Here is a 17,051-nt window from a genome sequence, read left to right as displayed (position 1 = left end):
CGAGACAGAACGGTGTGAGTCAGTGAGTTCGGCGGTGCGGTCGCCGACTCCGGTCCGCACACTATCGGTCTCCTCCTTCGTTCTGCCCGTTGATCAGCTTCTGGATCTGCTCCTCCGGAAGACGCTCGATCGAGGCGGACGAAAGACCGATGTCAGGGCTCGTCGGCGTGCCGCCGATCGTGCATTGCGCCTCTCCGGAGAGTCCGGAGGTCTGCGCGGGGACGAGGACGAGCCATTCGGGCTCGACGGTGCGCCGCTCGATGCGGACGTTGGCGGTGTCGAACTGTGCACCCTCGGCGAAGGCCGATCTCGTGGCGTCGATGCAGATCTGGGCCAAGCCGTCTGCCGTGAAGTCTCCAAACGTCTCGGCAGGAGAGCTGGGCGCAGGCGAGGGGGAGGGCGAGCTGGAGGGGGGTGCATCGCTCGGGGTCACGGTGCTGGTGGGAGCTGTGCTCGACGCGCATCCGGCGAGCGTGATAGCCCCGACTGCCAGGACGGCCGCGAGGGAGAAGCGTTCGGGTCGGGGGGCACTCATGTGTGAAAAGTACCAGTGCGCGGCCGTTTCGCCGGGAAGCGATGCCGGTGAAGCGTCGACAGGAGGCGGAAGGAGGTGCCGGGAGCGGGGAGAGACAACGATGCCCCCGGCACCAGGTAGACGGCGAATGCCTCTACAGACGGACGGACGCGTCGGAAGGGGAAGCGATCCGTCAACTGAGAGACGTCGGAGTGGCCGTTTCATGACGCCGTTCGCTGCAGGATCACGGAATACTGCATCGCCGAAGAAACTGCGTGGCCGAGATCGCGTAACAGAACCGCCATTCGTGCGTCTCTCCACGGGGACACCACTCGAGCGGAAGAAGCCATCCGCGCGAGTTCATCGATCATCTGGGGAGTCGAAAGTGCCAGTCATTCAGCATGCAATCAGATCGGGCGCGCGGGGAACGCGCCTGACGACGTTCGTGGGCGCTCTGCTCGCGATCTGTCTGGCGGCCCTGGTGGCCGTCATCGCGACGCCGGCCACGGCCCGCGCTGCGGAGGTGACGGGGATCACCTCGTTGACCATCACCGAACCCACCGGCCAGATCAAGGTCTGGGACCGGATCGCGTTCGAAGCGACCTGGGCGGTGCCGGACACGGCGACCGCGGGGGACACGTTCCGTCTCGCCTTTCCAACGAGCCCGAGCCTGACCGGGGTGCGGGATTCGTTCGCCCTGACGGCGCCGGATGGTCAGACCGTGGGAACCTGCGAGGTGTCGACCGGTGAGCTCGTGTGCACGCTCTCGGATTACGTCGACAGTCACACCGACGTCAGCGGTACCCTGCACTTCCGTGCGAGGGCAGACGAGGAGACCACGCTGACGGAGATCCCGTTCACGACGGGCGGAGGAACGATCGTTCCGGTCGATGTCCCCGGTGGGATCGGACCGGTCCCGGAGTTCCCGGCGCCGACGACCCCGAACAAATGGGGTGACATCACACTGGACGGCCGGAACATCTCGTGGGGCGTGAACATCCCATCCGCGGCGCTGACGGGGGGTGCGCCGACGCTCACCGACACGTTCACAGCGGGACTCATCCTGGACCCTGCCTCCGTCACCGTGGCATACGTGCTTGCGAAGGACTGGGCGGGAGGCAAGTACACCGTGTCGACGGCGCTGCAGTCGGGCAGCGACTTCACCGTCACGGGGGTCAGCTCCGAGTCGTTCACGGTGACGGTGGACGCGCCCATCGTCGCGGACGCGATCTACGTGCTCCGCTACAAGACCGCTCTGCCCGCCGACGTCCGCCCCGGTGATGCGTTCCACAACACCGTGACCGGCTCCCGGTGGGTCACCGAGAGCACCCCGGTCATCTACTCCCAGGGCGGGGGAGATGGCGAAGGGGTGCTGCCGGTCGGTGGGTTCACTGTGACCAAGGAGGTCAGCGGTTCCGGCGCGGCTCTGGTGCCCGACGACCGGGAGTTCCGGGTGGCCTACTCGTATCAGCGTGCAGGGCAGACGGTGGAGGGCGAGCTCGCCCTGCGGTCCGGGCAGACCGATGGCCTGAAGGGTCTGCCGGTGGGCACGGTCGTCACCCTGTCTGAGGTCACGCCGGCGGACGTCGACGGCGTGACCTGGCAGGCGCCGGTCTTCTCCGGCACCGGTGTGGCGATCACCGATGGCGGCGCGTCCGTCACCATCGCACGGGGCACGACGGTCGCGGTGACGCTCACCAACCCGACGACGGTCACGCCGCCGCCGGTCGGAGGCTTCACGGTGACAAAGAACGTCACCGGCCCGGGGACGTCGCTGGTCCCTGCGGACCAGACGTTCACGGTGGAGTACTCGTACGAGCTCGCGGGACAGCCCGTCACCGGTGAACTCGCACTCCGCGCCGGGCAGAGCGACGGGCTCGCGGATCTGCCGGCGGGAACGGTCGTCACGCTCCGCGAGAAGGCGCCGAGCTCCGTGGCGGGCGTCACGTGGAAGAGTCCGCGCTTCACCGGGGCGGGAGTCGACGTCGGCGACGGCGGTGCGACGCTCACGATCTCCGAAGACGCGACGGTCGCGGTCGTGCTCACCAACGGGACAGCGGTCACTCCTCCGGCCCCTCCGGGCGGTGGGCTCGCGCTGACCGGGTCCGAAGGGGCCGCCGGTCCGTTCGCCCTGGGAGCGCTGCTGCTGCTCGCCGGACTCGTGGCACTCGGCATCCGCCGCCGGGTCGCGGGTTCGCGCATCGGCGATTGAGGGCCGCGAGAGGCCTAGCTGATCGATCACGCGACGACTTCACCGTCGTCGCGTGATCGATCGCGCCGTTCGGCGTCCTGTCCTCGTCGAGGGGCTCTCCCTTTGACGACGACGTCGACGCCGCAGCGCGTCGGAGAAAGGCACCTCTCATGAACAAGACGCTCCTCGCCCGTACCTCGGCCGCCCTCGGCATGGCCGCCGCTCTCTCACTCGGCGGAACGGCGCTCGCTTCCGCCGCTCACGCCGAGTCGACGCCCGCGGATCCGACGGCGTCGAGTACGCAGAGCACGGGCGTTCTCACGCAGCGCGTCGGCGCGGCCTGTCTCTTCTTCCAGTACACGTTCAACATGAGTCCGACCGATCCCCAGGTGGGGGACACCGTGACGTACACCATGCAGTTCCTCAACAACGGCGAGGTCGACTCGACGAAGAGCGCGCTCACGTTCCGCCTGGACGGCCTCCTCGACGACTCGACCTGGGCGGCGTCGACCCTGGAGGCGACCTCCGGTCGCCCTTCCGTCGCGGGGAATGCCGTCACGTGGAACGGGCCGCTCGATGCCGGAGACAGCGTCGTGCTGCGCTTCACCGGCGTGTGGACCGGCGACGGCGATGGGCTCGCGTTCCCGCGGGTCGAGTTCTACGGCTACGTGAGGTGACGTGCGGCCGCGCGCCGCGGCCCCGTTTTCCACGGTATCCGCGGCGACGTGGTGCGCTCGTCGTCGAGAGGCTGAACGGACACCGACCGAAAGGCAGCCATGCAGCTCTCCACGGACTCCGAAGTCATCGTCCGCGCCACCGCCGGCGTCGTCGCCGCACACGCCGACGAGATCACCACCCTGTTCTACCGGCGGATGTTCGAGGCGCATCCTGAGCTGTTGAACGTCTTCAACCGTGCGCATCAGGTCCAGGGCGATCAACCCAAGGCGCTGGCGGCGTCCGTCGTGGCGTTCGCGGTGCACCTCATCGATCCGGACGCGCCGGACTTTTCCCCGGTGATGCGACGCATCGCCCACCGCCACGTCTCCTTGGGTATCTCGGCGCGCCAGTACACGATCGTGGGCCGCTATCTCCTGGCCGCGGTCGACGAGGTGCTCGGCGACGCGATCACGCCCGCAGTGCATGCGGCGTGGGACGAGGTGTACTGGCTCTTCGGCTGCTCCCTCATCGCCGAGGAGGCACGGCTCTATGCGGACGCCGGCACGGACCCGGACCACCCGTGGCGACCGCACCGGGTCGTCGACCGCGTGGAGGAGGCTCGCGACGTCATCTCCCTCATCCTGGAGCCGGTGGACGGTCGCCGAGCGCCGCATCGCACCGGGCAGTACGTGGCCATCGCCGTCGACCTCCCTGACGGCACGCGCCAGCCCCGGCAGTACACGATCTCCTCGTCGACGCCCGAGGCGGCATTGCGCGTCACCGTGAAGCGCGTGCGCGGCGCGGACGGCGCACCGGACGGGCAGGTGTCGACCTGGCTGCACGAGAACGCCCACGTCGGAACGGTGCTCGATGTCTCCCAGCCCGCCGGGGACCTGCTCCTCGACGACTCCGACGATGCGTTGATCCTCATCTCGGCGGGAATCGGCATCACGCCCGTCGCAGCGATGGTGGACGACCTCGCGCGACGGCGTCCCGACCGGCCGGTGTGCCTGTTCCACATGGACCGCGAGCCGGAGACCCACGCCCTCGTCTCCGACGTGCGCGACCGCGCGCAGCGGTTGAACGACGTCCGCACCCTGACCTGGTACACCGGGGGCGCAGCGGAGGGGTCGGCGGTGCGCTCCGGCCGGATGGATCTCGCCGACATCGAACTCCCGCCGACGGCGCGCGTGTTCCTGTGCGGGCCGCTGCCGTTCATGCAGGCGATCCGAAGCGCTCTGACGGCACGCGGCATCGCGCCGGAGCGCATCGAGTACGAGGTCTTCGGTCCGGATCTCTGGGCTCGTCAGCCGAAGTCCGGCGCTGCGTGAGAGTGCGCCGAAAGCTCTGAGTGCGGCCGTGTCAAGCCCCTCCTCGAGGCCATGGCGAACTGGCAGGCTCCCCGAGAGCGGCACCGCGCCGCGGGAACGGGAGAGACTATGAGCATCGGCAGCGGAATCGCGCTCTTCGTCATCGGAGCGATCCTCGTGTTCGCGATCAACGTCGACGTGCCGTGGGTCGACCTGGACATGGTCGGCTACATCCTCATGGGTGCCGGCGTCATCATCTTCCTCATCGGCATCGTGCTTCTCGCGCGTCGGCGTCGCACGGAGACGGTGTCGCGCACGTACGTCGACCCGGCGACGGGCGAGCCCACGACCCGGCGTTCCGTCAGCTCGAGCTCCGACGACGGGCTCTGAGCGCCCGCAGACGGGAAGGAGAAGGGCCGCGGGAGAACCCGCGGCCCTTCTCGTCAGGCGACGTCCGCGCCTTCGAGATGCTCCTCGACGAGGGTGATGCCTCCGCTCGAGTTCGCGGAGTGCGCGAGTTCCTCGATCCAGCGCCGGCTCAGCTCGGGTGTCTCCGTCTCCTCGAAGACGAAACGGAGGGGGATGGAGGGGTGCAGCCAGAGGGTGGAGCGCCCGGGGGCATCGCCCTCGGGGTGGCGCCAGGAGAGCGTGAAGCTCTCGTTCCGGCGCAGCTTCGTGGCGATGACCACCTTGAGGTGCGCGAGCGCACGGTCCTCGATCTGGATCGGCGTCTGGGTGTCGCCGTAGTACAGGCTGCCCATGGTCAGCCGACCTTCGCGGCGGGGGCTGCGGGAATGTTCATCGCGCTCCTTGGGAACGTGGGGGGAAGACGGCAGACCGCTCCCGGGGATACTTGGACTGTAGCCAATTTGCGCACGACATCGTGCGCATCAGGGCGACGCGCCGTCTGCTGCGAACAGAGTTTGCGCGCGGTGTCAGTCTCTCGTCACAGGGCGGTGAGAACGGGCGGATTTCCGTACGCCTCGCGATAGGCCACGGCGAACCGGGAGACGTTGCTGAACCCCCACCGGCGCGCGATCGCGGACACCGATGCGCCCTTGCCGTGTCGCAGATCGCGGTGCGCGCCGTCGAGCCGGGCGTGCCGCAGGGCCTCGTTCGGTGTCATGTCGAGCGCGCGGCGGAACGCGTACTGCAGGCCTCGGGTGGACATGAAGGCCGCCGCCGCGACGTCGTCCACCGTGATGGGCAGGTGTGCGTTGTCCTCGATGAACGCGAGGGCGCGACGCACCGAGGCCGGCGCCGCGGAGCGTTGGGCCGGACGGTGCAGCGACTCGCTGAAGGTGGTGGGGAACGCCGACATGGTCAGCAGCAGGGCATGGCGCTCGAGCTCGGCGGCGATGAGGGGGTCGGCGCCGTCCGGACCGAACGAGCCGTCGATGTAGGAGAACATCCGCTCCCACCGTGCCCCGTCCTCCCGCGTGTGCGGAGCGAGTCCGGTGGCGCGGAGCTCGAGGCGGTCGTCGCCGGTGATCTGCCTGATCGAGTCACGCGCCGCCGCGCGATCGAACACGAGAGCACGGACGCGGGCGACCTGGTTCCACTTCGCCTCGACCCGGACGCCGTCCGTGAGCCACGGCTGACCGGCGTCGAGTCCTTGCCGGCCCGACCAGATCCGGGCGTCGGCGGCATCGACGCGACACACCAGCAGCTGATCCTCCGGCTCGGCGCGGGAGTGCACCTGGGCCGCGAGCTGATAGCGGACGAGCGACATGGACGCCGCCTCCACCGAGCGCCAGTCGAAGCGGAACCGGCGGGGGTCCACGTCCTGGAGGGTCGCCGAGGGCACGAACTGCTGCCAGGTGGACTCCACCTGCTCGATGTCCGTGGATGTGAACTGCACCGACACTCCTTGCTGCGCCTCGTCCGGGTGGCCGGGGCTTCTTGGACACTAACCCACGCCACTGACAAGACGGTGGGGACGCTCCGGGGGTATCCGTCGGGAAGGGGGAGTGCCGAGGCCTCGTAGACTCGGACCATGAGTGTGCCTTCCCCGTATGCGGAGCGATTGAGCCGGATTCCGGTGCAGCGCCAGGAGGTGGAGGTGCGCGGGGGAACGACGGCGTACTGGGTCTACGGTCCGGACGACGCCGAGACGACCGTCATCGCGGTTCACGGCTTCCGCGGCGAGCACCACGGCCTCGAGTCGGTCCTCGCCTTCCTTCCGGAGCTTCGCGTGCTCGCGCCCGATCTGCCAGGATTCGGGGAATCCGCCCCGCTGCCCGGTCGTCGCCACGACCTGCAGGAGTACGCGGGATGGTTGATCGACTTCGCCGCGGCCACAGGGCCGGGGGCGGTCATCCTCGGCCATTCCTTCGGATCCATCGTGGCCGCCGCCGCCGTGGCCGGAGGACTCGAGACGCCGCGGCTGATCCTCGTGAACCCCATCGGCGCACCGGCGCTGGAGGGTCCGAAGGGCGTCATGACCCGACTCGCAGTGCTGTACTACGCGCTCGGCGCCAAGCTCCCGCCGCGGATCGGGACCGCGTTGCTGCGGAATCGGGTGATCGTCCGCGTGATGAGCATGACCATGGCGAAGACGCGGGACCCCGAGTTGCGGCGCTTCATCCACGACCAGCACGACACCTACTTCTCGCGGTTCTCCGATCGCGACGTGCTGCACGACGCCTTCGTCGCGAGCGTCTCGCACGACGTCAGGGAGTTCGCCCCCGCGATCGGCGTGCCCACGCTCCTCATCGCCGCACAGCGCGACGACATCACCCCGATCGAGGCGGAACGGAAGCTGGTGACGCTCTTCCCCGACGCGTCTCTCGTCGAGATCGCCCAGGTGGGTCACCTGATCCACTATGAGACGCCGGCGGAAGCGGCCGGCGCGATCCGTCGGTTCCTCAGGATTCCCGTCGCGCGAGGCCGATGAGCCCGGCCACTCGGAACGGGATCACCTCACCCATGGCGAGCGAGGTCTCGGTCCGCTCCACACCCTCGATCGAGAGGATCCGGGCGTCCGTGTCGAACAGATGACGGGCGTCGCGGCACGCCACGCGCGCCAGCAGGTCGATGGAGCCGCTCAGACCGTGTGCCTGGACGACCTCCGGGATGCGCGCCAGCTCGTTGATGATGCGGGGGAGCTCGGTCTGGCGGACGCCGATGCTGACGAACGCCTGCAGCGGGAACCCGAGGACGTCGGGGGAGAAGGCGCGCTCGTAGGAGAGGAAGACGCCGCTCTGCTCCAGCCGGGCCATCCGCGCCTGGATGGTGTTGCGCGACAGGCTCATGCGCTCGGCGAGAGCGACGATCGTCACGCGCGGGTCGTCGGCGAGGGCCGCGAGAAGCTCCAGGTCGATCCGGTCCAGTCCAGGCATAGTGCCAAACCCTAGCAGCACGGCATCGGAGAAAAATGAGCAACATGCTCAATCGGCGTTGAGTTGCTTGAGCGAGGTGTTGACCGGACGTACCCTCAGACCATGCCGGTGATGACGCCGGCTCCATTGTGCGTCGCCCCACGAGGGCCGCCAGGGACGAGGAGGACGATGATGTCGCCGCAGACCACCCCCATCGCGGACACCGCCCAGGATCTCGAGCTGTCGGAGCGGATCCTCGCTCCGGACGGGACCCGCGTCGCGAACGCCCGCCTCGATCCGTTCGTCGCCGATGTCGACGCCGCGCAGCTGCGCGCCCTGCATCGCGACATGGTCATCCTCCGCCGGATCGACGCCGAAGGTGTCGCGCTGCAGCGCCAGGGGCAGCTCGGTCTCTGGGCGCCCTGCCAGGGGCAGGAGGCCACGCAGATCGGCACGGCCCGGGCCCTCGATCCGCAGGACTACGTCTTCCCGAGCTACCGCGAGACCGGCGTGATCTACGCCCGCGGCGCCCAGCCGGGGGACTACGTGCGCATGTGGCGCGGCGAGGAGGGGGCCGCCTACGATCCCGCGGTCCTGCGGGTCGCTCCGCTGCAGATCATCATCGGCGCCCAGACTCTGCACGCGGTCGGGTACGCCCTCGGCATCCGGCACGAGAAGGCCCCGGAGGTCGCCGTGACCTACTTCGGAGACGGGGCCACCAGTCAGGGGGACGTGAACGAGGCGATGATCTTCGCCGCGTCCTACCAGGCGCCGGTCGTGTTCGTCTGCCAGAACAACCACTGGGCCATCTCCGAGCCGGTCGCGGTGCAGTCGCAGTACCCGATCGCGGGACGCGCCCCCGGATTCGGCATCCCGAGCCTCCGCGTGGACGGCAACGACGTCCTCGCGTGCCTGGCGGCGATGCGCTGGGCGCTGGAGCACGCGCGCTCCGGGAAGGGGCCGGCCTACATCGAGGCGGTGACCTACCGGATGGGTCCGCACACCACCGCGGACGACCCCACCAGGTACCGGGACGAGGCCGAGCTGGAGTCGTGGCGGCGCCGCGACCCCATCGCGCGCATCGAGGCATACCTCCGCGCCACCGGCGACCTCACCGCGGAGCACGTCGCCGAGACGCAGGCGGCTGCGGACGCCATCGCCAAGGAGATGCGCGCGACCTGCCTGGGCATGGTCACCCGTCCGCCGCTGGCGGTCTTCGACGGCGTCTACGCCGAGCCGCACACGGGTCTGGAGCGGCAGCGCGACGAGTACGCCGCCTATCTGGCGTCGTTCGAGGGTGAGGCGTGACCATGACCGAGCTCACTCTCGGCAAGGCGCTCGGCGCCGGCCTGCGTCAGGCGATGCGCGACGACGAGAAGGTGGTGCTCCTGGGGGAGGACATCGGCAAGCTTGGCGGCGTCTTCCGGATCACGGACGGCCTCCTCGACGAGTTCGGGGCGGCCAGGGTCATCGACACCCCCCTCGCGGAGTCCGGGATCGTCGGCACGGCCGTCGGCCTCGCCTTCCGCGGCTACCGCCCGGTCGTTGAGATCCAGTTCGACGGGTTCGTCTACCCGGCCTTCGACCAGATCGTCTCTCAGGTCGCGAAGCTGCACTACCGCACCCAGGGGCGGGTGAAGATGCCGATCACGATCCGGATCCCGTGGGCCGGCGGCATCGGTGCCGCGGAGCATCACTCCGAATCTCCGGAGGCGTACTTCGCGCACACAGCCGGCCTTCGGGTGGTCGCCGTGTCGAACCCGGAGGACGCCTACCGGAGTCTTCGCCAGGCGATCGCCTCGGACGACCCCGTCGTGTTCTTCGAGCCCAAGCGCCTCTATCACCACAAGGGGGAGGTCGACCTGGAAGCCCCGCTCGCGGATGCCCCGCCGATGGGTGTCGCGCGGGTGGTGCGCCCGGGCACCGACGTCACCGTCCTCACCTACGGGGCCATGGTGAGCACCGCGCTGCAGGCGGCCGAAGCCGCGGAGGACGAGGGCATCGCCCTGGAGGTCATCGACCTGCGGTCGCTCTCGCCGGTGGACTACGACTCCGTCGCCGCCTCGGTCCGCAAGACCGGGCGTGTGGTCGTGGCACACGAGGCCTCTCGGGAAGCCGGACTCGCCGCGGAGGTCATCGCGAGCGTGACCGAGCGCTGCTTCGAGTACCTGGAGTCCGCTCCGCTGCGGGTCACCGGCCACGACGTGCCCTACCCGCCGGCCAAGCTCGAGAAGTACCACCTGCCGGACCTCGACCGGATCCTCGATGCGGTCGACCGCGTGATGGATCGCCCGCACAGCCTGACGGGAGCAGACGCATGATCGCCGAATTCCGTCTCCCCGACCTCGGCGAAGGACTCACCGAGGCCGAGGTCGTGCAGTGGCTCGTCGCGCCCGGCGACAGCGTCGCGCTGAACCAGACCCTCGCGGAGGTCGAGACGGCCAAGGCCGTCGTCGAGCTGCCGTCGCCGTACGAGGGCACGGTGTCGACCCTGCACGCGGACGCGGGAGAGACCGTCGCCGTGGGAGCGCCGCTGATCGCCTTCGACATCGAGGGGGACGACCCTCCGGCGGCGCCGTCCGGTGACGAGCAGGAGTCCTCCGCGGAGAAGGCGCAGCCGAACCTCGTGGGCTACGGGGCCGCCCCGACCTCGAGCGGACGCCCCGCGCGCCGGGCGCGGCGCCGGAGTGCCGCCCCGGTGGCCTCGGTGGCCGACACGGCCGTTCTCGAGGCCGCGCCGCACGACGCGACGCCATCGGTCGCGGTCGAGCCCGTTCTGGAGCGACCACGGTCCACCCCTCCGGTGCGCGCCTACGCCAAGCGACGGGGCGTCGACCTCGTCCTCGTCGCCGCGGAAGTCGGCGACCGCGTGATCACGAGGGCAGACGTGGATGCGTACGCGGAGCGCATCGGAGCGGAGCCGTCACGGCCCGCCGGGGCACCCGAGCGCGAGACCACCCCGATCTCCGGAACTCTCCCGCGCGCGGAGGGGAGGCCGCGGGAGACGCGCATCCCGATCCGCGGGGTCCGCAAGCACACGGCGGCGGCGATGGTGCAGAGCGCCTTCACCGCCCCGCACGTCACGGTGTTCCACACGGTCGATGTGACCGCGACCATGGAGATGCTGGCACGTCTCCGCGACGACCGAGCGCTCGCGGAGCATCGGATCGGCCCGCTCGCCGTCGTCGCGAAGGCGGTCTGCCTCGCCCTGCGCCGTGCTCCGGGCCTGAACGCGCGGTGGGACGAGGAGTCCGGGGAGATCGTCGAGTACGGCTTCGTCGACCTGGGCATCGCCGCCGCGACCGAGCGTGGTCTCATCGTGCCGATGATCCGGGACGCGGAGCGGATGAATCTGGTGGAGCTGTCCGCAGCGATCCGTGCCCTCGCGGAGACCGCGCGTGCGGGGAAGACCTCGCCGGCCGAACTCGCCGGAGGTACGTTCTCGCTGTCGAACATCGGGGTGTTCGGGGTGGACGCCGGAACACCGATCCTCCCGCCGGGGCAGTCCGGCATCCTCGCGGTCGGCGCCGTGCGTCGGCAGCCGCGGGAGTACCGCGGGGAGATCGCGCTGCGTCAGGTCATGACGCTGAGCCTGTCCTTCGACCACCGCCTCGTGGACGGGGCCGAGGGCGCGACGTTCCTCAAGGACGTGGCGGACATCCTCGAGGATCCGGGGCGGGCGATGCTGCTCAGCTAGCGGCGCGCAGCGCGGCCTCGGCCATCGCGACCAGCACGGTCGCGGTGGCCGCGTGCCGTCTCGTCGCGGCGCGGGTGCTGTGCGGGGTCGAGTTGATGAGACCGAAGCACGCCTGCACGCGCAGCCGCAGCTCGTCGCGGTCCAGGGGCTCCGAACGATCCAGGGCGGCGAGCGCATCCATCCAGAGCTCGATGTAGGCGCGCTGCAGGCGACGGACCTCGGCGCGGTCGTCGTCGTCGAGGAAGGCGAGGTCCCGGTCCTGCACCTGGATCACCTCGGCGTTGCCGAGCGCGAACTCGACGTGGAAGCGGATGAGTCCGCGCATCCGCTCGTCGGCTGCCGTCGTCTCCGCGGACACGCGTCGTCCGCCCGCAACGAGGTCCTGACTAACCTTGACGAGGACCGCGCCGAGAAGGGCCTGCTTCCCGGCGAAGTGGCGGTACACGGCAGGCCCGGACACGCCGACGGCGGCGCCGATGTCCTCCAGGCTCACGCCGCTGTACCCGCGCGCGGCGAAGAGCCGTGCCGCGGCATGCAGAAGCGCGTCGGAGCGTTCCGCCTTGGCGCGGTCGCGGGCGGTGGCGGGGCTTGTCATCTCAGTTAATCCTCGCTAACCTGAATCAACGGGTTAGTGAACACTAACCGAGAATGCATGCAGCGCGCCAGGCTCCCACCCGGCGCGACGTGGGTCGAGGAGGACGTCACGATGCCGGCAACCCAGGAAGCGCTCGCCCAGCAGCTCCGCGACCGTCTCGCCGCGGCAGCGCAGGGTGGGCCGACCGCCTCGCGTGAGCGACACGTCGCCCGCGGCAAGCTGCTTCCTCGCGACAGGGTGGCGCGCCTCCTCGACGAGGACAGCCCGTTCCTCGAGGTCGCGCCGCTCGCGGCCGACGGCCTGTACGGCGGCGAGGCGCCCGGGGCCGGTGTCATCGCCGGCATCGGCCTGGTCCACGGCCGGCACGTCATGGTGGTCTGCAACGACGCCACCGTGAAGGGCGGGACCTACTATCCGCTCACCGTGAAGAAGCATCTGCGTGCGCAGGAGATCGCCCTCGAGAACCGCCTGCCCTGCCTCTACCTCGTCGACTCGGGTGGCGCCTTCCTTCCCCGCCAGGATGAGGTGTTCCCGGATCGGGAGCACTTCGGACGCATCTTCTTCAACCAGGCGCGGCTGTCCGCGCAGGGAATCCCGCAGCTCGCAGCGGTCCTCGGCTCGTGCACGGCCGGGGGCGCCTACGTACCGGCGATGAGCGACGAGACCGTCATCGTCCGTGGACAGGGCACGATCTTCCTGGGCGGCCCGCCGCTGGTGAAGGCGGCGATCGGTGAGGTGGTCACGGCGGAGGAGCTCGGGGGAGGGGAGCTGCACGCCCGTCGCAGCGGCGTCGTGGATCACCTGGCCGACGACGACGAGCACGCGCTGGAGATCCTCCGCGACATCGTCGCCACGCTCCCGCCGCCGCTCGCCCCGGCCTGGGACGTCGGCGACAGTCGGCCGCCCGCGGAGGCCGGCTCCCTGTATGACGTCGTTCCGGTGGACGTCAACGCTTCCTACGACGTGCGCGAGGTCATCGCCCGCCTCGTCGATGGCGACACCTTCCATGAGTTCAAGGCCGAGTACGGCACCACACTAGTGACGGGTTTCGCACGGCTGCACGGCCACCCCGTCGGCATCGTCGCGAACAACGGCGTGCTGTTCAGCGAGTCGGCGCTCAAGGGCGCGCATTTCATCGAGCTCTGCGATCAGCGCGGCATCCCGTTGCTCTTCCTACAGAACATCACCGGCTTCATGGTCGGGTCTGACGCGGAAGCCGGTGGCATCGCGAAGGACGGCGCGAAGATGGTCACGGCCGTCGCGACCACCCGCGTTCCGAAGCTGACCGTCATCATCGGCGGCTCCTTCGGAGCGGGCAACTACTCGATGTGCGGACGTGCCTACTCCCCGCGGTTCCTCTGGACCTGGCCGGCGAGTCGGATCTCGGTCATGGGCGGAACACAGGCCGCCTCCGTGCTCGCCACCGTGAAGGACGACCAGCTCTCCGCCCGCGGCGAGCCCTGGACCGCGGCGGAGCGGGCGGCGTTCGAGGAGCCGATCCGGGCGCAGTACGAGGAGCAGGGCGAGCCGTACTACGCCACCGCACGGCTCTGGGACGACGGCATCGTCGATCCGGAGCAGACGCGTGACCTCCTCGGACTCGCCCTGGACGTCGTCGCCCGCAGTCCTCTGCCCGAGCCGCGCTTCGGCGTCTTCCGGATGTGAGCCCCATGTCGCCTTCACACGAACTCTCGTTCTCCTCGGTCCTCGTCGCGAACCGCGGCGAGATCGCGCGCCGGATCATCCGCACCCTCCGCGACCTCGGCATCCGCAGCATCGCGGTCTACAGCGACGCGGACGCGGACGCGCCGCACGTCCGCGAGGCGGATGCCGCCGTGCGGATCGGTCCGGCACCGGCCGCGGAGTCGTACCTCGACATCGATGCCGTCATCGCGGCGGCTCGTGCCTCCGGAGCGGAGGCCGTCCATCCGGGCTACGGATTCCTCTCCGAGAGCGTCGGGCTCGCGGAGGCGTGTGCGGAGAGCGGCATCGTCTTCATCGGTCCCACCGTCGAGGCGCTGCAGATCATGGGGGACAAGGCGCGAGCCCGTGAGCACGTGAGCCGCAGCGGCGTGCCCGTGGTGCCGGGGTTCGACGCGCGCGGGCTGTCCGACGCGGAGATCCGCGAGGAGGCGGAGGCTGTCGGATTCCCGCTCCTCGTGAAGCCGAGCGCGGGCGGCGGGGGGAAAGGCATGGAGGTCGTCGCCGACAGCACGGGTCTGGCGAGCGCGCTCAGCTCCGCCCGACGGGTCGCGGCATCCGCCTTCGGCGACGACGCGCTCATCTTGGAACGTCTCATCCGTCGACCGCGACACATCGAGGTTCAGGTGTTCGGCGACGCCCACGGCACCGTCGTGGCGCTCGGCGAGCGCGAGTGCACGCTCCAGCGTCGTCATCAGAAGGTGATCGAGGAGGCGCCGTCCGCCCGGATCCCGTCCGCGACCCGCGACCGGCTGCTCGCGGCGGCGGTGCGGGCAGCGGAGAGCGTCGCCTATGTCGGGGCCGGCACCGTGGAGTTCCTCGTCGACGCGGACGCACCGGAAGACGTCTTCTTCATCGAGATGAACACCCGGCTGCAGGTGGAGCATCCGGTGACCGAGGAGGTCACCGGACTCGACCTCGTCGCGCTTCAGCTCCGCATGGCCGATGGACAGCCGCTCGACGTCGAGCCCCGCACGACCGGCCATGCCGTGGAGGCACGGGTGTACGCCGAGTCGCCGGAACGGGGGTTCCTTCCCTCCACGGGGACCGTGTTGCTCTTCGAGGCGCCCCCGGGCGTCCGGGTGGATGCGGCCGTCGAGTCGGGGAGTGTCGTGAGCGGGTTCTACGACCCGATGATCGCGAAGGTCATCGCGTGGGCGGAGGACAGGGAGACCGCGCTGCGGCGTCTCGACGCGGCTCTCGCCCGCACCGTGGTGTTGGGTGTGGAGACGAACATCGCGTTCCTGCGCCAGCTGCTGCGGGACCGCCGTGTGCGCGAGGGAGACCTCGACACCGGACTCATCGAGACCCTGCTCCCGCTCGCACCGGTGCCTCCGTCGGCGGCGCAGCTCGCGGCGGCCGCCGGCGTGGTGCAGACCCGCTCCGCGGCGGTCACCGCGCGCGCGGGAGCCGGCCCGCTGTGGCAGCGCCTCCCTGGGTGGCGTCTCGGGGCCGCGCCGCACGCCCCCGAACCCGTCGCCCTGCTCACGGACGACGACGAGATCGTGCGCGCGACGCCACCCCTGGTGCGCTCGGACCGGGTGCACGCGGCCCGCGACGCCGAGGGCGCGGTATGGGTCAGCGAGGACGAACGGACGCTCCGGCTGCGTCCCCTGGATCGCCGCGGCCGGATGCGCAGGCGCCTCGCCGCCGCGGAACGCGAGGCCAGGGCCACGGAACCCGAGGCTCGCGCGCCCATGCCCGGCGGCGTCGTGGCTGTTCATGCCGCGGACGGCGAGAGGGTGCGTGCGGGAGCGCCCCTCGTATCGATCGAGGCGATGAAGATGGAGCACCCCGTGCTCGCGCCGCACGACGGCGTGGTGCGGCTGCTGGTCGCGGTCGGCGACCAGGTGCGGCGCGATCAACCGGTCGCCCGCGTGACGATGACGGAGGAGGACCGATGATGCACGATCTCACCGAGGAGGAGCGGGAGCTCGCCGCGATGGTACGCGAGTTCGCCGACACGGTCGTCGCTCCGCAGGCGTACGAGGCGGATCGCACGCACACGCTCTCCATGGACGTCGTGCGGCAGATGGGGGAGCTCGGTCTCTTCGGACTCCCCTTCCCCGAGGAGTACGGCGGGCAGGGCGGCGACTACATGGCGCTCGGCCTCGCCATCGAGGCTCTGGGACGGGTCGACCAGTCGATCGCGATCACCCTCGAGGCCGGGGTGAGCCTGGGGGCGATGCCCGTCTTCCGCTTCGGTACCGAGGAGCAGAAGCGCGAGCTGCTGCCGGATCTCCTCGCCGGTCGCGCCCTCGCCGGGTTCGGGCTCACCGAGCCCGAGGCCGGGAGTGATGCCGGGGCGACGCGCACGACGGCGCGGCTCGACGGCGACGAGTGGGTGATCGACGGCTCCAAGCAGTTCATCACCAACTCGGGCACTCCGATCACGCGTTTCGTCACGGTCACCGCGGTCACCGGACAGAGCGAAGGACGCAAGGAGATCTCGACGATCATCGTCCCGAACGGTACGCCGGGATTCACGGTCGAGCCGCCCTACGACAAGGTGGGGTGGAACGCGTCGGACACCCATCCGCTGACGTTCGACGGAGCGCGGGTGCCGGCGGGCAATCTCCTCGGTGAGCGGGGGAGCGGGTTCCGCAACTTCCTCAGCATCCTGGACGAGGGCCGCATCGCGATCGCCGCGCTGTCGACCGGCGCGGCGGAGGGGTGCCTGGAGGCGGCGGTCGAGTACGCCAAGAGTCGCACCATCTTCGGCAGCGCCCTCAGCACGCGGCAGAACGCGCAGTTCACGCTGGCGCGGATGAGGGCGCGCGTGCACACCGCACGGCTCGCCTGGCACCACGCCGCACGCCTCCGTGACGCCGGAGAGGCGTTCGCCGAGCAGGCGGCCATCGCGAAGCTCGTCGCGGGCGAGGCCGCGATGGACAACGCCCGCGATGCGACGCAGATCTTCGGCGGCAACGGCTTCATGAACGAGTTCCCGGTGGCGCGCCACTACCGTGACTCCAAGATCCTCGAGATCGGCGAGGGGACCACCGAGGTCCAGCTCCTCGTGATCGCCAGGGCGCTCGGACTCGCCCGGTAGCGTGGAGGCATGAC

At 70.2% G+C, this 17,051-nt stretch carries 16 protein-coding genes and 1 pseudogene; 12 read left to right on the top strand and 5 right to left on the bottom strand.

Translation table 11 applies throughout. The annotated features are described in order from the left end of the window. Positions 1 to 61: 61 nt before the first annotated feature. Positions 62 to 337 carry a hypothetical protein gene (locus AUV07_RS06095; protein WP_062634623.1) on the bottom strand — a complete coding sequence of 92 codons (276 nt, stop codon included), beginning with the start codon at positions 335 to 337 and terminating at the stop codon, positions 62 to 64. Positions 338 to 959: 622 nt separating this feature from the next. On the opposite strand from AUV07_RS06095, the gene AUV07_RS06090 reads away from it, so the two are divergent. From AUV07_RS06090 to AUV07_RS06075, 5 genes and pseudogenes are all read left to right on the top strand, one after another. Further along, positions 960 to 2,726: a DUF5979 domain-containing protein gene (locus AUV07_RS06090; protein WP_062634621.1), complete on the top strand. Its 1,767-nt coding sequence runs from the start codon at positions 960 to 962 to the stop codon at positions 2,724 to 2,726. Positions 2,727 to 2,875: 149 nt separating this feature from the next. Next, on the top strand, positions 2,876 to 3,382 hold the full coding sequence (locus AUV07_RS06085; RefSeq protein ID WP_062634620.1) for a hypothetical protein: 507 nt from the start codon (positions 2,876 to 2,878) through the stop codon (positions 3,380 to 3,382). A 96-nt stretch (positions 3,383 to 3,478) separates the two neighbouring features. Next, a pseudogene (locus tag AUV07_RS18165) lies at positions 3,479 to 3,856 on the top strand (globin domain-containing protein); the annotation flags it as partial. Continuing rightward, entirely contained in the window at positions 3,842 to 4,693 is an 852-nt protein-coding gene (locus AUV07_RS06080) for an FAD-binding oxidoreductase (protein WP_331709275.1), read from the top strand. The pseudogene AUV07_RS18165 and the gene AUV07_RS06080, both read left to right, overlap by 15 nt. A gap of 108 nt (positions 4,694 to 4,801) precedes the next feature. Then, positions 4,802 to 5,062, top strand: coding sequence for a DUF6458 family protein (locus AUV07_RS06075; protein WP_025103410.1), 261 nt, complete (start codon positions 4,802 to 4,804; stop codon positions 5,060 to 5,062). Between the two features lie 53 nt (positions 5,063 to 5,115). On the opposite strand, the gene AUV07_RS06070 is transcribed toward AUV07_RS06075, so the two are convergent. Further along, the gene (locus AUV07_RS06070) at positions 5,116 to 5,433 is read right to left on the bottom strand and encodes a DUF7882 family protein (RefSeq protein WP_062634616.1); all 318 of its coding nucleotides are present in this window, start codon (positions 5,431 to 5,433) and stop codon (positions 5,116 to 5,118) included. A gap of 185 nt (positions 5,434 to 5,618) precedes the next feature. Beyond that, the gene (locus AUV07_RS06065; RefSeq protein ID WP_062634614.1) at positions 5,619 to 6,533 is read right to left on the bottom strand and encodes a helix-turn-helix transcriptional regulator; all 915 of its coding nucleotides are present in this window, start codon (positions 6,531 to 6,533) and stop codon (positions 5,619 to 5,621) included. Between the two features lie 135 nt (positions 6,534 to 6,668). On the opposite strand from AUV07_RS06065, the gene AUV07_RS06060 reads away from it, so the two are divergent. Next, positions 6,669 to 7,568, top strand: a complete 900-nt coding sequence (locus AUV07_RS06060; RefSeq protein WP_062634612.1) for an alpha/beta fold hydrolase — start codon at positions 6,669 to 6,671, stop codon at positions 7,566 to 7,568. On the opposite strand, the gene AUV07_RS06055 is transcribed toward AUV07_RS06060, so the two are convergent. Then, a complete protein-coding gene (locus AUV07_RS06055; protein ID WP_025103414.1) occupies positions 7,540 to 8,013 on the bottom strand; it encodes an Lrp/AsnC family transcriptional regulator in 474 nt (157 codons plus the stop codon). The genes AUV07_RS06060 and AUV07_RS06055 overlap by 29 nt on opposite strands. A 171-nt stretch (positions 8,014 to 8,184) precedes the next feature. On the opposite strand from AUV07_RS06055, the gene pdhA reads away from it, so the two are divergent. Genes pdhA through AUV07_RS06040 form a run of 3 tightly spaced genes read left to right on the top strand, consistent with a single transcriptional unit; the run spans position 8,185 to position 11,689 of the window. Continuing rightward, on the top strand, positions 8,185 to 9,300 hold the full coding sequence (gene pdhA, locus AUV07_RS06050; protein WP_062635199.1) for a pyruvate dehydrogenase (acetyl-transferring) E1 component subunit alpha: 1,116 nt from the start codon (positions 8,185 to 8,187) through the stop codon (positions 9,298 to 9,300). 2 nt (positions 9,301 to 9,302) lie between these two features. Beyond that, positions 9,303 to 10,313: an alpha-ketoacid dehydrogenase subunit beta gene (locus tag AUV07_RS06045; protein ID WP_025103416.1), complete on the top strand. Its 1,011-nt coding sequence runs from the start codon at positions 9,303 to 9,305 to the stop codon at positions 10,311 to 10,313. After that, positions 10,310 to 11,689, top strand: a complete 1,380-nt coding sequence (locus tag AUV07_RS06040) for a dihydrolipoamide acetyltransferase family protein (RefSeq protein WP_062634610.1) — start codon at positions 10,310 to 10,312, stop codon at positions 11,687 to 11,689. The genes AUV07_RS06045 and AUV07_RS06040 overlap by 4 nt, the downstream gene beginning before the upstream one ends. On the opposite strand, the gene AUV07_RS06035 is transcribed toward AUV07_RS06040, so the two are convergent. Beyond that, complete coding sequence (locus AUV07_RS06035) at positions 11,682 to 12,284, bottom strand: TetR/AcrR family transcriptional regulator (RefSeq protein ID WP_062634608.1); 603 nt, start codon at positions 12,282 to 12,284, stop codon at positions 11,682 to 11,684. The genes AUV07_RS06040 and AUV07_RS06035 overlap by 8 nt on opposite strands. Positions 12,285 to 12,395: 111 nt before the next feature. On the opposite strand from AUV07_RS06035, the gene AUV07_RS06030 reads away from it, so the two are divergent. Genes AUV07_RS06030 through AUV07_RS06020 form a run of 3 tightly spaced genes read left to right on the top strand, consistent with a single transcriptional unit; the run spans position 12,396 to position 17,037 of the window. Further along, the gene (locus tag AUV07_RS06030; protein ID WP_062635197.1) at positions 12,396 to 13,949 is read left to right on the top strand and encodes a carboxyl transferase domain-containing protein; all 1,554 of its coding nucleotides are present in this window, start codon (positions 12,396 to 12,398) and stop codon (positions 13,947 to 13,949) included. 5 nt (positions 13,950 to 13,954) lie between these two features. After that, positions 13,955 to 15,889: an acetyl/propionyl/methylcrotonyl-CoA carboxylase subunit alpha gene (locus tag AUV07_RS06025; protein ID WP_062634606.1), complete on the top strand. Its 1,935-nt coding sequence runs from the start codon at positions 13,955 to 13,957 to the stop codon at positions 15,887 to 15,889. Then, entirely contained in the window at positions 15,889 to 17,037 is a 1,149-nt protein-coding gene (locus tag AUV07_RS06020) for an acyl-CoA dehydrogenase family protein (protein WP_062635194.1), read from the top strand. The genes AUV07_RS06025 and AUV07_RS06020 overlap by 1 nt, the downstream gene beginning before the upstream one ends. The last annotated feature ends 14 nt before the right edge of the window (positions 17,038 to 17,051 follow it).

It is taken from the genome of Microbacterium sp. CH1, from assembly GCF_001595495.1.
Lineage (GTDB): Bacteria > Actinomycetota > Actinomycetes > Actinomycetales > Microbacteriaceae > Microbacterium.
The sequence above is the reverse complement of the archived record's forward strand: the minus strand, read 5'-3'. Positions and strand labels throughout refer to the sequence as shown.

Coding starts and splice junctions, on each gene's coding strand:
- AUV07_RS06045 (WP_025103416.1), top strand. CDS start 9,303: ATGACCGAGCTCACTCTCGGCAAGGCGCTCGGCGCCGGCCTGCGTCAG.
- AUV07_RS06085 (WP_062634620.1), top strand. CDS start 2,876: ATGAACAAGACGCTCCTCGCCCGTACCTCGGCCGCCCTCGGCATGGCC.
- AUV07_RS06055 (WP_025103414.1), bottom strand. CDS start 8,013: ATGCCTGGACTGGACCGGATCGACCTGGAGCTTCTCGCGGCCCTCGCC.
- AUV07_RS06070 (WP_062634616.1), bottom strand. CDS start 5,433: ATGGGCAGCCTGTACTACGGCGACACCCAGACGCCGATCCAGATCGAG.
- pdhA (WP_062635199.1), top strand. CDS start 8,185: ATGTCGCCGCAGACCACCCCCATCGCGGACACCGCCCAGGATCTCGAG.
- AUV07_RS06020 (WP_062635194.1), top strand. CDS start 15,889: ATGCACGATCTCACCGAGGAGGAGCGGGAGCTCGCCGCGATGGTACGC.
- AUV07_RS06025 (WP_062634606.1), top strand. CDS start 13,955: ATGTCGCCTTCACACGAACTCTCGTTCTCCTCGGTCCTCGTCGCGAAC.
- AUV07_RS06060 (WP_062634612.1), top strand. CDS start 6,669: ATGAGTGTGCCTTCCCCGTATGCGGAGCGATTGAGCCGGATTCCGGTG.
- AUV07_RS06040 (WP_062634610.1), top strand. CDS start 10,310: ATGATCGCCGAATTCCGTCTCCCCGACCTCGGCGAAGGACTCACCGAG.
- AUV07_RS06035 (WP_062634608.1), bottom strand. CDS start 12,284: ATGACAAGCCCCGCCACCGCCCGCGACCGCGCCAAGGCGGAACGCTCC.
- AUV07_RS06075 (WP_025103410.1), top strand. CDS start 4,802: ATGAGCATCGGCAGCGGAATCGCGCTCTTCGTCATCGGAGCGATCCTC.
- AUV07_RS06030 (WP_062635197.1), top strand. CDS start 12,396: ATGCCGGCAACCCAGGAAGCGCTCGCCCAGCAGCTCCGCGACCGTCTC.